Origin of the sequence: Streptomyces sp. NPDC101160 (assembly GCF_044768205.1) — a bacterium.
In the GTDB taxonomy this organism is placed as follows: domain Bacteria; phylum Actinomycetota; class Actinomycetes; order Streptomycetales; family Streptomycetaceae; genus Streptomyces.
Window position 1 is genome coordinate 506,995 of record NZ_JBIWPJ010000003.1, and the last position, 12,643, is coordinate 519,637.

Annotated in this window: 13 protein-coding genes and 1 pseudogene; 13 read left to right on the forward strand and 1 reads right to left on the reverse strand. The window is 72.6% G+C overall.

Annotated elements, in window-relative coordinates; all coding sequences use genetic code 11:
* Positions 1–21: 21 nt before the first annotated feature.
* The 13 genes and pseudogenes from ACIRSU_RS11710 to hypE all read left to right on the forward strand — a co-directional run bounded on the left by ACIRSU_RS11710 (position 22) and on the right by hypE (position 11,999).
* Entirely contained in the window at positions 22–1,806 is a 1,785-nt protein-coding gene (locus ACIRSU_RS11710) for a nickel-dependent hydrogenase large subunit (RefSeq protein ID WP_403791022.1), read from the forward strand.
* Positions 1,803–2,363 carry a hypothetical protein gene (locus ACIRSU_RS11715; RefSeq protein WP_403791024.1) on the forward strand — a complete coding sequence of 187 codons (561 nt, stop codon included), beginning with the start codon at positions 1,803–1,805 and terminating at the stop codon, positions 2,361–2,363. The genes ACIRSU_RS11710 and ACIRSU_RS11715 overlap by 4 nt, the downstream gene beginning before the upstream one ends.
* Entirely contained in the window at positions 2,360–3,016 is a 657-nt protein-coding gene (locus ACIRSU_RS11720) for a DUF5947 family protein (protein WP_403791026.1), read from the forward strand. Before ACIRSU_RS11715 ends, ACIRSU_RS11720 begins: the two co-directional genes overlap by 4 nt.
* A complete protein-coding gene (locus tag ACIRSU_RS11725) occupies positions 3,013–3,651 on the forward strand; it encodes a DUF6084 family protein (protein WP_403791028.1) in 639 nt (212 codons plus the stop codon). The genes ACIRSU_RS11720 and ACIRSU_RS11725 overlap by 4 nt, the downstream gene beginning before the upstream one ends.
* Positions 3,648–5,045 carry a hypothetical protein gene (locus ACIRSU_RS11730; RefSeq protein WP_403791029.1) on the forward strand — a complete coding sequence of 466 codons (1,398 nt, stop codon included), beginning with the start codon at positions 3,648–3,650 and terminating at the stop codon, positions 5,043–5,045. Before ACIRSU_RS11725 ends, ACIRSU_RS11730 begins: the two co-directional genes overlap by 4 nt.
* Positions 5,042–5,611 carry a hydrogenase maturation protease gene (locus ACIRSU_RS11735; RefSeq protein ID WP_403791031.1) on the forward strand — a complete coding sequence of 190 codons (570 nt, stop codon included), beginning with the start codon at positions 5,042–5,044 and terminating at the stop codon, positions 5,609–5,611. Before ACIRSU_RS11730 ends, ACIRSU_RS11735 begins: the two co-directional genes overlap by 4 nt.
* Positions 5,608–5,727, forward strand: coding sequence for a DUF6893 family small protein (locus ACIRSU_RS11740; RefSeq protein WP_403791033.1), 120 nt, complete (start codon positions 5,608–5,610; stop codon positions 5,725–5,727). Before ACIRSU_RS11735 ends, ACIRSU_RS11740 begins: the two co-directional genes overlap by 4 nt.
* Before the next feature lie 178 nt (positions 5,728–5,905).
* The gene (locus tag ACIRSU_RS11745) at positions 5,906–6,316 is read left to right on the forward strand and encodes a hydrogenase maturation nickel metallochaperone HypA (protein ID WP_403791035.1); all 411 of its coding nucleotides are present in this window, start codon (positions 5,906–5,908) and stop codon (positions 6,314–6,316) included.
* Positions 6,304–6,999 (forward strand): hydrogenase nickel incorporation protein HypB, encoded by a 696-nt coding sequence (hypB, locus tag ACIRSU_RS11750; protein WP_403791037.1) that lies wholly within the window; start codon positions 6,304–6,306, stop codon positions 6,997–6,999. The genes ACIRSU_RS11745 and hypB overlap by 13 nt, the downstream gene beginning before the upstream one ends.
* Positions 6,996–9,398 (forward strand): carbamoyltransferase HypF, encoded by a 2,403-nt coding sequence (gene hypF, locus ACIRSU_RS11755; protein WP_403791038.1) that lies wholly within the window; start codon positions 6,996–6,998, stop codon positions 9,396–9,398. The genes hypB and hypF overlap by 4 nt, the downstream gene beginning before the upstream one ends.
* A gap of 10 nt (positions 9,399–9,408) precedes the next feature.
* Positions 9,409–9,729: a HypC/HybG/HupF family hydrogenase formation chaperone gene (locus tag ACIRSU_RS11760; RefSeq protein WP_403791040.1), complete on the forward strand. Its 321-nt coding sequence runs from the start codon at positions 9,409–9,411 to the stop codon at positions 9,727–9,729.
* Positions 9,726–10,805 (forward strand): annotated as a pseudogene (hypD, locus tag ACIRSU_RS11765) (hydrogenase formation protein HypD); the annotation flags it as partial. The gene ACIRSU_RS11760 and the pseudogene hypD, both read left to right, overlap by 4 nt.
* A gap of 153 nt (positions 10,806–10,958) precedes the next feature.
* Entirely contained in the window at positions 10,959–11,999 is a 1,041-nt protein-coding gene (gene hypE / locus ACIRSU_RS11770; RefSeq protein ID WP_403791487.1) for a hydrogenase expression/formation protein HypE, read from the forward strand.
* Between the two features lie 84 nt (positions 12,000–12,083).
* On the opposite strand, the gene ACIRSU_RS11775 is transcribed toward hypE, so the two are convergent.
* Positions 12,084–12,359, reverse strand: coding sequence for an isoamylase early set domain-containing protein (locus ACIRSU_RS11775; RefSeq protein WP_403791041.1), 276 nt, complete (start codon positions 12,357–12,359; stop codon positions 12,084–12,086).
* Between the last annotated feature and the right edge of the window lie 284 nt (positions 12,360–12,643).

The window sequence follows — 12,643 nt, forward strand, 5'->3', positions numbered from 1 at the left end:
ACGAAGGGCACCGTACAGACAATGGCATCTCCGGCGAAGACGACGGGGGACGGCAGCGGCCTGGTGGAGATGGCCTGGGATCCCATCACCCGGATCGTGGGCAGTCTCGGCATCCACACCAAGATCGATTTCAAGCAGCGGCGGGTCGCCGAGTGCTACAGCACGTCGTCCGTCTTCCGCGGCTACAGCGTCTTCATGCGCGGCAAGGACCCGCGCGACGCGCACTTCATCACCAGCCGCATCTGCGGCATCTGCGGCGACAACCACGCCACGTGCTCCGTGTACACGCAGAACATGGCGTACGGCGTGAAGCCGCCGCACCTGGGCGAGTGGATCATCAACCTCGGCGAGTCCGCGGAGTACATGTTCGACCACAACATCTTCCAGGAGAACCTGGTCGGCGTGGACTACTGCGAGAAGATGGTCCGGGAGACCAACCCCGGGGTCCTGGAGCTCGCCGAGCGCACCGAGGCGCCGCACGCCGCCGAACACGGCTACCGGACCATCGCCGACATCATGCGCTCCCTCAACCCCCTCGAGGGTGAGTTCTACCGCGAGGCGCTGCAGGTCAGCCGCTACACCAGGGAGATGTTCTGCCTGATGGAGGGGCGCCACGTGCACCCCTCCACGCTCTACCCGGGCGGCGTCGGCACCATCGCGTCGGTACAGCTCTTCACCGACTACCTCAGCCGGCTCATGCGGTACGTGGAGTTCATGAAGCGGGTCGTCCCGCTCCACGACGACCTCTTCGACTTCTTCTACGAAGCCCTGCCCGGCTACGAGGAGGTCGGCCGCCGTCGTGTGCTGCTCGGCTGCTGGGGGGCGCTCAACGACCCCGAGTACTGCGACTTCACGTACGCCAACATGACCGACTGGGGCCGGCGGATGTTCGTCACCCCGGGCGTCGTCGTCGACGGCAAGCTCGTGACCAACGACCTCACCCGGATCAATCTCGGCATCCGCATCCTGCTCGGCAGCTCGTACTACGAGGACTGGCAGGGCCAGGAGCAGTTCGTCACGCACGACCCGCTGGGCAACCCCGTCGACCCCCGTCACCCCTGGAACCAGCACACCATCCCCGCGCCGCAGAAGCGGAACTTCGACGACAAGTACAGCTGGGTGATGTCACCCCGCTGGTTCGACGGCAAGGACCACCTCGCGCTCGACACCGGCGGCGGCCCCATCGCCCGGCTCTGGTCCACCGCCCTGTCCGGCCTGGTCGACATCGGCTACGTCAAGGCCACCGGGCACAGCGTCGTCATCAACCTGCCCCGGACGCTGACCAAGCCGGAGACCACCTTCGAGTGGAAGATCCCGCAGTGGAGCAACGCCCTGGAGCGCAACCGCGCCCGGACCTACTTCCAGGCGTACGCGGCGGCCGTCGCCCTGCACTGCGCCGAGAAGGGCCTGGAGGAGGTCCGCGCCGGACGCACCCAGACCTGGGAGAAGTTCGAGGTGCCCGACGAGTCCATCGGGGTCGGCTTCACCGAGGCGGTCCGGGGCGTCCTCTCCCACCACATGGTGATCCGGGACGGCAAGATCGCCAACTACCACCCGTATCCGCCCACGCCGTGGAACGCCTCCACCCGCGACACCTTCGGTACCCCGGGCCCCTACGAGGACGCGGTGCAGAACACCCCGATCTTCGAGGAGAACACGCCCGAGAACTTCAAGGGCATCGACATCATGCGGGCCGTACGGAGCTTCGACCCGTGCCTGCCGTGCGGTGTGCACATGTACACCGGCAACGGCCGCACGGTGAAGGCGATGCACGTGCCCACCGGCCTGAGCGGACTGGGCGGATGAGCGCCGTGACCGCCGAACAGGCGGGCCGGCGGGTCGAGGAGGTCCTCGACCGGCTGGCGGAGAAGGGGGACGCCGAGGCCGTCGCGGCCGCCGAGGACCTCGTGCGGGTCCTGATGGAGTTCTACGGCAGCGGGCTCGCCCGCGTCGTCGAGCTCCTCGGCCGCCCCGGCGCCCGGCCCCCCGCCGAACCGCTCGGCGCACTGCTCGCGGACGAACTCGTCGCGAGCCTGCTCAACCTGCACGGACTGCACCCCGACGACCTGCCCACCCGTATCGAGCGGGCGCTGTCCGGCCTGCCCCAGCCCGTACGCAACTCCGGATTCGACACGGCGAGCGGGGTGCTGCGGCTGGGCGTCGAGGCCTCGTCCGGCTGCGGATGCCCGAGCACCCGGGAGGCGACCCGGCAGGCGGCACTGGACGCCCTGGCGTGCTTCGCCCCCGAGGTCACCGGCGTCGAACTGGAACCGGCGGGCGACCGGGAGCCGGCGCTGCTCCAGATCGGCGCCCGCCCGCCCGGCGCGGCCAAGGCCGGCACCGCATCGGGCGAAGCCCGGTGACCGGGCTCCCGACCGGTACGGAACCTCGCACCGCACCCGCCGGCCTGCGGCGCTTCACCACGCCGCGCCCGCCCCGGGAGGAGCGGTGCGAACTGTGCGGTGCCCGGCTCGCCGGTGAGCGCCACCGCCACCTGGCCGACACGGACAGGCGGACCCTGGTCTGCGCCTGCGGCGCGTGCGCACAGCTCATGGACCACTCGGCCGCGGCGCGGGGCCGCTTCCGGGCCGTTCCGGACCGCTGCCTCGCCGACCCGGCACACCGTGTCGACGACACCGTGTGGGAGACGCTGCGGATCCCGGTCTCGGTCGCCTTCCTCTTCCACAACTCCGCCCTCGACAGGGCGGTCGCGCTCTACCCGAGCCCCGCCGGCGCCACCGAGAGCGAACTGGAGGACACCGCCTGGCAGTCCGTGCTCGACGCCACCCGGCTCGCCGCCCTCCTCCAGCCCGACGTGGAGGCGCTGCTGCTGCGCCGTCACCAGGGGCGCACGGAATGCTTCCTGGTGCCGATCGACGTCTGCTACGAACTGGTGGGCCGGATGCGACTGCACTGGCAGGGCTTCGACGGCGGCGCGGAGGCACGGTCCGACCTCGACGCCGTCTTCGCCCGCGTCCGCGGAGCGGCGCGCGACGCGCAGGGGAGCCGGCCGTGACCGAGTTCTCCTTCGCCTGCACCGGCGTCCGCGCCGACGCCTACGCGGCCGGACCGACGCTCGTGTTCCGGCTGCGCGTCAGCGCGACGCCCGGAACCCGGGTGCACGCGCTCGCGCTGCGCTGCCAGATCCGTATCGAACCGGCCCGGCGCGGATACGACGACGAGGAGGCCGAGGCCCTCGGCGACCTGTTCGGCGAACGCTCCCGGTGGGGCAGCAGCCTCCACCCGGTGCAGTTCGCCCAGGTCTCCGTGATGGTCCCCGGCTTCACCGGCGAGACCGAGACCGACCTCGTCGTACCGTGCACCTACGACACCGACATCGCCGCGACCCGCTACTTCCGGGCGCTCTCCGGCGGCGAGGTGCCGCTGCTCCTGCTGTTCTCCGGAACCGCCTTCACCGGCGCCGGCGGCTTCCACGTCGAGCCCGTGCCCTGGGACAAGGAGGCCGTCCACCGGATGCCCGTGAAGGTCTGGCGCGAGATGATCGACCAGCACTTCCCGGGCTGCGGCTGGATCCGGCTCCCGAGCGACGCGATGGACGCCCTGCTCGCCTACCGGTCGCGCCGGGCCCTGCCGTCCTGGCAGGCCACCGTCGAGGCCCTGCTCGAAGGGGCGGGGGAGCGGACCCGATGACCACCACCGTCTTCACTCCCGGCACCGAGGCGCGACTCGCCGTCGCCCGGCAGGTCGCCGACGCCGTCCTCTTCGAGGGGTACGTGCTCTACCCGTACCGGGCGTCGGCCGCGAAGAACAGGTTCCGCTGGCAGTTCGGCGTCCTCGTACCGCCGTCCTGGAACGCGGCCGGTGAGCACTCCCTGCAGCACACCGCATGCCTGATGGAGCCCAGACCGGGCGCCGAACTCGCCCTGGAGGTCCGCTTCCTGCACGTCCAGCGGCGGACCGTGGAGGCGCTCCGCGACGGCGGCGGCTACGTTCCCGTCACCGAACTGCGCCTGGCCGACCGGGTCCTGCCGACGTGGGACGAAGGCGTCGAGGAGCGGATCGCCCTCGCCGTCCCCGTCGGCGAACTGGACGGCGAGGGTGTGACCGTGCCCTTCACCCGCCCCGCCGCCCAGGAGACCGAGGAGGTCACCGACGCCGACGGCCGCCTCCGCGGCCGGCTCGTCCGCCGCCGCGAGGCGATCAGCGGCACCGTGCGGATCTCGGCGGCGGAACTCGACGGCCCGTACCGGGTCAGGCGGCTGTCCGTCACGGTCGAGAACACCAGTGACTGGAAGCCCCTGCCGGACGCCGACCGGCACGCGGCGCTCGCCCACTCCCTCGTCGCCACGCACACCCTGCTCCGCCTCGACGCCGGCTCCTTCCTGTCCATGACCGACCCGCCGGAATGGGCCAAGGGCGCGGTGGCCTCCTGCGACAACCGCCACACGTGGCCCGTCCTCGCGGGCGAACCCGGCCGCGCCGACCTCGTGCTCTCCTCGCCGATCATCCTCGACGACCACCCGGCCATCGCCCCGGAGAGCCCGGGAGCGCTCTACGACGCCACCGAGATCGACGAGATCCTCGCCCTGCGCACCGCGGCCCTCACCGACGAGGAGAAGCGCGAGGCCCGGGGGACCGACGCACGCGCCGCTGCCGTGATCGACCTGGCGGACACCATGCCGCCGGAGGTGCTGGAGCGCCTGCACGGAGCCGTACGCAGCCTGCGGGAGGTCACCGCGCCGCAGCATTCGCCAGGTGCCGACGTCCTCGTACCGGACACCCCGTGGTGGGACCCGGCGGGCGACACCTCCGTCGATCCGGCCCGCGACCACGTCCTCGTCGACGGACACGCCGTGCGTGCGGGCAGCAGGGTGCTCCTCCGCCCGCGGCTGCGCCGCACGGACGCCCAGGACCTGTTCGTGGACGGCCGCAGCGCCCTGGTCGAAGCCGTGCTGCACGACGTCGACGGCGGCGTGCACATCGCCGTGACCCTGGAGGACGACCCGGGCGCCGACATCCGGCGCGAACAGGGCCGGTTCCTCTACTTCCAGCCCGACGAGGTGCACGCCCTGGAGGACGTGTGAACCACCCCGAGCCCCCCGAGCCCCCCGATCCCTCCGAGCCCCGCTCCGCCCCGCGCACCCTCGTGGCGGGCGTCGGCAACGTCTTCCTCGGCGACGACGGCTTCGGCGTCGAGACCGTACGCCTCGTCGCCGGACGGCGACTGCCGCCCCACGTCGAGGTGTCGGACGTCGGGATCCGCGGCGTCCACCTCGCCTACCGGCTCCTCGACGGCTGGGACACCCTCGTCCTCGTCGACGCCACCGCGCGGGGCGGCGCGCCGGGGACGCTCTACCTGATCGACGCCACGGAGCCGGACGGGCGGCCCGCCGACCCCGACGCCGTGCCGCTCGACGGCCACCGCATGGCGCCCGACGCCGTCCTCGCCCTGCTGGACACCCTGTGCGCGGGAACGGGCGCGACGCCGCCGCGCAGGATCCTCGTCGTCGGCTGCGAACCCGCCTGCCTCGACGAAGGCGTGGGGCTCAGCCCGCAGGTCGCCGCCGCACTGCCCGAGGCGGTCCGCATGGTGACCGAACTGGTCAGCCGGGAAGTCGTCGTCCGAAGCCCGACACGGAGAGCAGCATGAACAAGAACGTCATCGGCACCACCTTCCTCGCCGTCACCGCGACCCTGGCCGTCGTGGCCCTCCTCAAGGGGGTCCTCCCCGACATCCAGCGCTACGTGCGCATCAGCCGTATGTGACCAGCCGGACGTGACCCGCAGGTGGTGACCGGCGGGTTGTGACCACCGCCGCCCGGTCCGGCTGCACCGAACGGACGACAGCCCGGCGCCCTCCCGGCGAGCCGGGCGGCAACCCCCGCTCCTCCCGTCCTGTAATGGCGGCCCAGAGACACCCCACCCCGGCCCCGGACGGAGAGCGATGCACGAGATGTCCGTCGCGCTGGCCGTCGTCGACCAGGTCGAGACGGCCGCGCGGTCCCGCGGGGCCACCGGAGTCGTCAGCATCCGCCTGGAGACGGGAGAGCTGGCCGGCATCGTCGCCGACTCGCTCCACTTCTGCTTCGAACTCGCCTGCGCCGGAACCCTCGTCGAGGGCGCCGAACTGATCACGACGACGGTACCGGGGACCGCGCGCTGCGAGCCCTGCTCCCGGGTCTGGGAGGTCGGCATGCCGCCACGACTGCTCTGCCCCGACTGCGGGGGAGCGGCCGTCGAGCTCCTCTCCGGACGCGAACTGCGGATCCGGGAGGTCCGCTGGACCGATCCCGCCGCGGCCGGCGCACCACGCAGCGAACCCACCACGGAGAAGAGCCGATCATGTGCCGAGTAGTCGACCTGCAGCGGGCGATCCTCGCGAGGAACGATGCCGCGGCGGGCATCCTGCGCGCCGAACTGGCCGCCCGCGGTACGACGGTGGTCAACCTGCTCTCCAGTCCCGGCAGCGGGAAGACCGCCCTGCTGGAGCGCACACTGCGGCTCTCCGTCGAGCAGGGCGTCAGCACGGCCGCGCTCACCGCGGACCTGGCCACCGAGAACGACGCCGAACGCCTGGCCCGGGCGGGCGTCCCCGTCAAGCAGGTGCACACCGACGGCCTGTGCCACCTGGAGGCCGACATGGTCGCCCGGCACCTGCACGGCTGGCTGCCCGAGGCCACCCGGCTGCTGTTCGTGGAGAACGTCGGCAACCTCGTCTGCCCGGCCGGCTACGACCTCGGCGAATCCCTCCGCGTCGTCCTCGCCTCCGTCACCGAGGGCGAGGACAAGCCCCTGAAGTACCCCACCGCCTTCGGCCTCGCCCAGCTGGTGGTCGTCACGAAGACCGACCTGGCCGCGGCCGCCGAGTTCGACGAGGCGGCCTTCCGCCGCAACGTGGAACAGGTCAACCCCGGCGTCGAGGTCCTCCTCACCTCCGCGCGCGACGGCCGCGGCGCCGGGACGCTCCTCGACCGGGCCCTGGCCGCGGCCGAGGGCGCCGACACCCACACCCCCGTGATGGCCCGGGCCGGCGCGTGACAGCCGTACGACCGGTCGCCGCGCCTCCGACGCCCGCCCTGCGCAACCGCGTCGTCGTGCGCGGAGTCGTCCAGGGCGTCGGCTTCCGGCCGTACGTCTACGCCCTCGCCACCGGCCTGCGGCTGTCCGGGCACGTCACCAACACGCCCGACGGCGTCGTGGCCGAGATCGAGGGAGACCCCGCGGACGTCGCGGCGTTCTGCGCGCGCATCGGACCCGAGGCGCCGCCGCTGGCCCGGGTGGAGTCCGTCGAGACGACCGGCGTCACCGTACGCGGCGGCAGCGGGTTCACCATCGTCCCCTCGCGCCAGGACGGCGCCGTCCGGACCCTCGTCCCGCCGGACACGGCCACCTGCGACGACTGCCTCGCGGAACTCGCCGACCCCGCCGACCGGAGACATCTGCACCCCTTCGTCACGTGCACCCACTGCGGGCCCCGGTTCACCATCGTCACCGGCCTGCCCTACGACCGCGCCCACACGACCATGGCCGGCTTCCCCATGTGCCCCGACTGCGCACGGGAGTACGCGGACCCGGCGGACCGGCGGTTCCACGCGCAGCCCGTGGCCTGCCCGAGGTGCGGCCCCCGGCTGCGGCTGGTCGCCGGACCGGGCCACTCGGCCGCGGCGGACCCGCGCGCCGACCCCGTGACCGCCGCCCGGCGGATGCTCGCGGCCGGCGCGATCCTCGCGGTCAAGGGCCTGGGCGGATACCACCTGGCCTGCGACGCCACGAACCCGGCGGCGGTCGCCGAACTGCGCCGGCGCAAGGCCCGCGGGACCAAGCCGTTCGCGGTGATGGCGGCGGCGCTCGCGGACATCGAGCCCCTGGTGCACCTCGGCACCGCGGAGCGCGAACTCCTCACCGGGCGCGTCCGCCCCGTCGTCCTCCTGCGACGCCGTGACACCCCGCCGCCTTCCGGCACCCTCCCGGCGGCGGAGGTGGCCCCCGGCAGTCCGGACCTCGGCGTGATGCTCCCGTACACCCCGGTGCACCACCTGCTCCTCGGAGTCGGCGCCCCCGGCCCGGGGCCCCGGCTCCTGGTCATGACCAGCGGAAACCTCTCCGGCGAACCCATCGTCACCGACGACGCGGACGCGCTCGTCAAGCTCGCCGGTCTGGCGGACGCCTGGCTGACGCACGACCGCCCGATCCATGTCCCCTGCGACGACTCCGTCGTACGCGTCCGTGACGGCGAACCGCTCGTCCTGCGCCGCTCCCGCGGCTACGCCCCGCTGCCGCTCACCCTGCCGGTCGAGGTCGTCCCCGCGCTCGCCGTCGGCGGGGACCTGAAGAACGCGTTCTGCCTCGGCCAGGGCCGCCAGGCCTGGCTGTCCGCGCACATCGGCGACATGGACACCCTGGCGACACAGCTGGCCCTCACCTCGGCCGAGCGGCAGCTGGAATCCGTCACGGGCGTCAGACCCGGCCTGCTCGCCGTGGACCACCACCCCGCGTACCGGTCCACGCGCTGGGCCGCCCGGCACGCGGCGGGGCGCCCGGTCGTGCGCGTGCAGCACCACCACGCGCACATCGCCTCCGCCATGGCCGAGAACGGGCTCGACGGCAGCCACCCCGTGCTCGGAGTCGCCTTCGACGGCACCGGCTACGGCCTCGACGGCGCCGTGTGGGGCGGCGAGTTCCTGCTCGCGGACTACCAGGGGTTCTCGCGGTTCGCACACCTCGCCTACGTCCCGCTTCCCGGCGGGGACGCGACCGTTCGACGCCCGTACCGCATGGCCCTCGCACACCTGCACGCTGCCGGCTTCCCGTTCGACCCCGCGCTGCCGTGCGTGGCGGCCTGCCCTCCCGGCGAACTGCGCGTTCTCGCCCAGCAGTTGGCGCGAGGACTGAACTGCGTACCGACGTCGAGCATGGGCCGCCTCTTCGACGCCGTCGCCTCCCTCGCGGGGATCCGCCACCTCGCCGGGCACGAGGCACAGGCGGCGGTCGAGCTGGAGGCCGCGGCGCTCCGCGCGCCGGCAGCGCAGGACGACGCGCGCTACGCCTTCCGTCTGACGGCGCCGCGGCCGGGCCGCCCGCTCTCGGCCGACGCCGCCCCCCTGCTCGCCGCGGTCGCCGACGACGTGCGCGGCGGCACTCCGCCGGCCCTCGTCGCGGCCCGGTTCCACCACGCCGTCGCCCGCCTGGTGCACACGATCTGCGCCGCGGCCCGGAGCGAACTCGGCGTGGAGGCCGTCGCGTTGACCGGGGGAGTGTTCGCCAACACGGTCCTGGCCTCGGCCTGCGACCGTGCGCTGCGCCAGGACGGCTTCACCGTCCTCCGCCACCGCCTGGTCCCGCCGAACGACGGAGGCCTGGCACTCGGGCAGCTGGTCGTGGCCGCACGTGTCACCACCGGCCCGGCCCCCGGCGCGCGACCACGAAAGCGACAGTGAGGAGACGCACATGTGTCTGGCGGTCCCCGGAAGGGTGCTGGACGTCGAGGACCGGGACGGCACCCGGATGGCCACCGTCGACTTCGGCGGCGTGGTCAAGGAGGTCTGCCTGGAGTACCTGCCCGACCTGAAGGTGGGCGAGTATGCGATCGTCCATGTCGGATTCGCCCTGCAACGCCTGGACGAGGAGTCGGCCAGGAGGACGCTGGAGCTGTTCGAGAACCTCGGCATGCTCCAGGAGGAGTTCGGCGACCCGTGGGAGACGGCCGCCGAGATGACCGACGGCGAACGGCAGGCGCCCGAGGGCGTCGCCGGAGAGGTGCACCGGTGAAGTACATCGACGAGTTCCAGGACCCCGAGCTGGCCAGGCGGCTGCTCGACGAGATCCATGCGACGGTGACCCGGCCGTGGGCGCTGATGGAGGTCTGCGGCGGCCAGACCCACAGCATCATCCGGCACGGCCTCGACCAACTCCTCCCGGAGCAGATCGAGTTGATCCACGGCCCCGGCTGTCCGGTGTGCGTGACACCACTGGAGGTCATCGACAAGGCCCTGGAGATCGCCTCGCGGCCCGGCGTGATCTTCTGCTCGTTCGGGGACATGCTGCGGGTCCCCGGCACCGGCCGGGACCTCTTCCAGGTGCGCGCGCGGGGCGGCGACGTCCGGGTCGTCTACTCCCCGCTCGACGCCCTGCGGATCGCCGAGCAGAACCCGGCGCGTGAGGTCGTGTTCTTCGGCATCGGCTTCGAGACAACCGCCCCGCCCAACGCGATGACGGTCCATCAGGCCCGCCGGCTGGGCATCCGCAACTTCAGCCTGCTGGTCTCCCACGTCCGGGTGCCGCCCGCGATCGAGGCGATCATGCGGTCACCGGACTGTCGCGTACAGGGTTTCCTCGCCGCGGGCCACGTCTGCAGCGTGATGGGAACGGGGGAGTACCCCGAACTCGCCGCACGCCACCGGGTGCCCATCGTGGTCACCGGCTTCGAACCCCTGGACATCCTCGAAGGGGTACGGAAAACGGTGCTGCAACTGGAACGGGGGGAGCACATCGTCGACAACGCCTACCCCCGCGCTGTGCGCACCGACGGCAACCCGGCCGCCAGGGCCATGCTCGACGACGTCTTCGAGGTCACCGACCGGTCCTGGCGCGGCATCGGTGTCATCCCGGACAGCGGCTGGCGGCTCTCGGAGCGCTACCGCGACTACGACGCCGAGATCCGCTTCTCCGTCGAGGGGATCGACACGCGCGAACCGGCCGAATGCCGCAGCGGAGAGGTCCTGCAGGGCCTGCTCAAGCCCAACGAGTGCGAGGCGTTCGGCACCCTGTGCACGCCCCGCTCCCCGCTGGGCGCCACGATGGTCTCCAGCGAGGGGGCCTGCGCCGCCTACTACCTCTACCGGCGCTCGACCTCGGCTCTCCGGGGCGGCGGACCCCGGCACCGGGGGTTCCGACCCCCGGCACTCCGTCCTCGAACGTCCCGCCCCTGGAAGGAAGTTCCGTTGTCTGACACGACCACGGGCACCACCGTCCCGACCACCCCGGACCAGGCGCCGGACATGCTCGCCTGGACCTGCCCGGCACCCCTGCGGGACCAGGCACAGATCGTGATGGGCCACGGTGGTGGCGGCGCGCTCTCCGCCGAACTCGTCGAGCAGATCTTCGCGCCCGCCTTCGGCGGGCCGGCGCTCTCGGTCACCACGGACGCCGCCGCGCTCGAACTCGGCGGCGCCCGGCTGGCCTTCTCCACCGACACCTTCGTGGTGCGGCCGCTCTTCTTCCCCGGCGGCAGCATCGGCGACCTGGCCGTCAACGGAACCGTGAACGACCTCGCGATGAGCGGGGCCAGTGCGGCCTACCTGTCCTGCGGCTTCATCCTCGAGGAAGGCGTCGGGACCGACGTCGTCGCCCGGGTGGCGAACGCCCTCGGCGCCGCCGCGCGTACGGCCGGCGTCCAGGTGGTCACCGGCGACACCAAGGTCGTGGAGGCCGGCCACGGGGACGGCATCTACATCAACACCTCCGGGATCGGCCTCGTCCCCGACGGTGTGGATCTCCGTCCGCAGCGCGTCGTCCCCGGTGACGTGGTGATCGTCAGCGGGCCCGTCGGCGTCCACGGCGTGGCCGTCATGAGCGTGCGCGAGGGCCTGGAGTTCGGCGTCGAGATCGAGAGCGACTGCGCGGCACTGGGCGGTCTCGTCGAGGCGATGCTCGCGGTCACGCCGGATCTCCACGTGCTGCGCGACCCCACCCGCGGAGGTCTGGCCGCCTCGCTCAACGAGATCGCGGCCGCCTCGGGCACCGGCGTCGTCCTCCAGGAGCGCGCCGTGCCCGTGCCGGAGCCCGTGGCCAACGCCTGCGCGATCCTCGGCCTCGACCCGATGTACGTCGCGAACGAGGGCAAGCTGGTGGCGTTCGTACCGCGCGAGCACGCGGAGCCCGTACTGGCCGCGATGCGCGCCCACCCGCTCGGGGCGGGCGCGACCGTCATCGGCGAGACGGTGGAGGAGCACCCCGGCATGGTCGTCGCCCGTACCGGCCTCGGAGGGACCCGCGTGGTCGACATGCCGCTCGGGGAGCAGCTGCCGCGGATCTGCTGATCCTGGAACCCGTGGGCGGCGAACGGCGCGGTCTCGTCGCCCACCGGAACGGCGTCAGGCGTCAGGCGTCACGTGTTCACATGTTCACGTGTTCAGACGGCTGTTGGTGCCGTCGTGGTGGTCGGCGGCCTCCTCGTCGAACCAGTAGTCGTCCGCCGCGAGGTAGCGGAAGGCGTGGCTGGTGTGGGCCGGCAGGGTGACCGTGGCGGCGCGGGTGCCGTCACCACGCGGTGCCAGCGGGTGGGCGTGGGGGTTCCAGTGGTTGAAGTCCCCGACCACGCTGACAGGGCCTTCCGGGGTGTGGTCGGGCAGGACGAACGTGACCTGGGTACGGCCTTTGACCTTCTTGCGTTCGAGCATGTCGGCTCCTGTCGGAAGAGATGACTGCGACGGGTGCATCCTCGGCCGCGGCGCCCCCGACCGGCGCCGTACGCGCCCGACACGAGGGACGTGGTCACCCGGTCCGGTGGTGTGGCGTCGGCTGTGTGGACGGACGCAAGGGCGGACACGTCAACGAGCGCGGCGGTGAACCGGTGAATTCCGGTGCGTGTCGCCCCCCGCGTCGGCTCCTCGGAGACGTCGAGGAACCAGGATCGGTGCACCGACCGCACACCGAGGCATTGGGGTGGACAACGCATGGAACG

Bases quoted from the DNA above. Each gene is read 5' to 3' on its own strand.
- ACIRSU_RS11745 (WP_403791035.1), top strand. From the start codon at position 5,906: ATGCACGAGATGTCCGTCGCGCTGGCCGTCGTCGACCAGGTCGAGACG.
- ACIRSU_RS11715 (WP_403791024.1), top strand. From the start codon at position 1,803: ATGAGCGCCGTGACCGCCGAACAGGCGGGCCGGCGGGTCGAGGAGGTC.
- ACIRSU_RS11740 (WP_403791033.1), top strand. From the start codon at position 5,608: ATGAACAAGAACGTCATCGGCACCACCTTCCTCGCCGTCACCGCGACC.
- ACIRSU_RS11775 (WP_403791041.1), bottom strand. From the start codon at position 12,359: ATGCTCGAACGCAAGAAGGTCAAAGGCCGTACCCAGGTCACGTTCGTC.
- ACIRSU_RS11730 (WP_403791029.1), top strand. From the start codon at position 3,648: ATGACCACCACCGTCTTCACTCCCGGCACCGAGGCGCGACTCGCCGTC.
- ACIRSU_RS11760 (WP_403791040.1), top strand. From the start codon at position 9,409: ATGTGTCTGGCGGTCCCCGGAAGGGTGCTGGACGTCGAGGACCGGGAC.
- hypB (WP_403791037.1), top strand. From the start codon at position 6,304: ATGTGCCGAGTAGTCGACCTGCAGCGGGCGATCCTCGCGAGGAACGAT.
- ACIRSU_RS11710 (WP_403791022.1), top strand. From the start codon at position 22: ATGGCATCTCCGGCGAAGACGACGGGGGACGGCAGCGGCCTGGTGGAG.
- hypE (WP_403791487.1), top strand. From the start codon at position 10,959: ATGCTCGCCTGGACCTGCCCGGCACCCCTGCGGGACCAGGCACAGATC.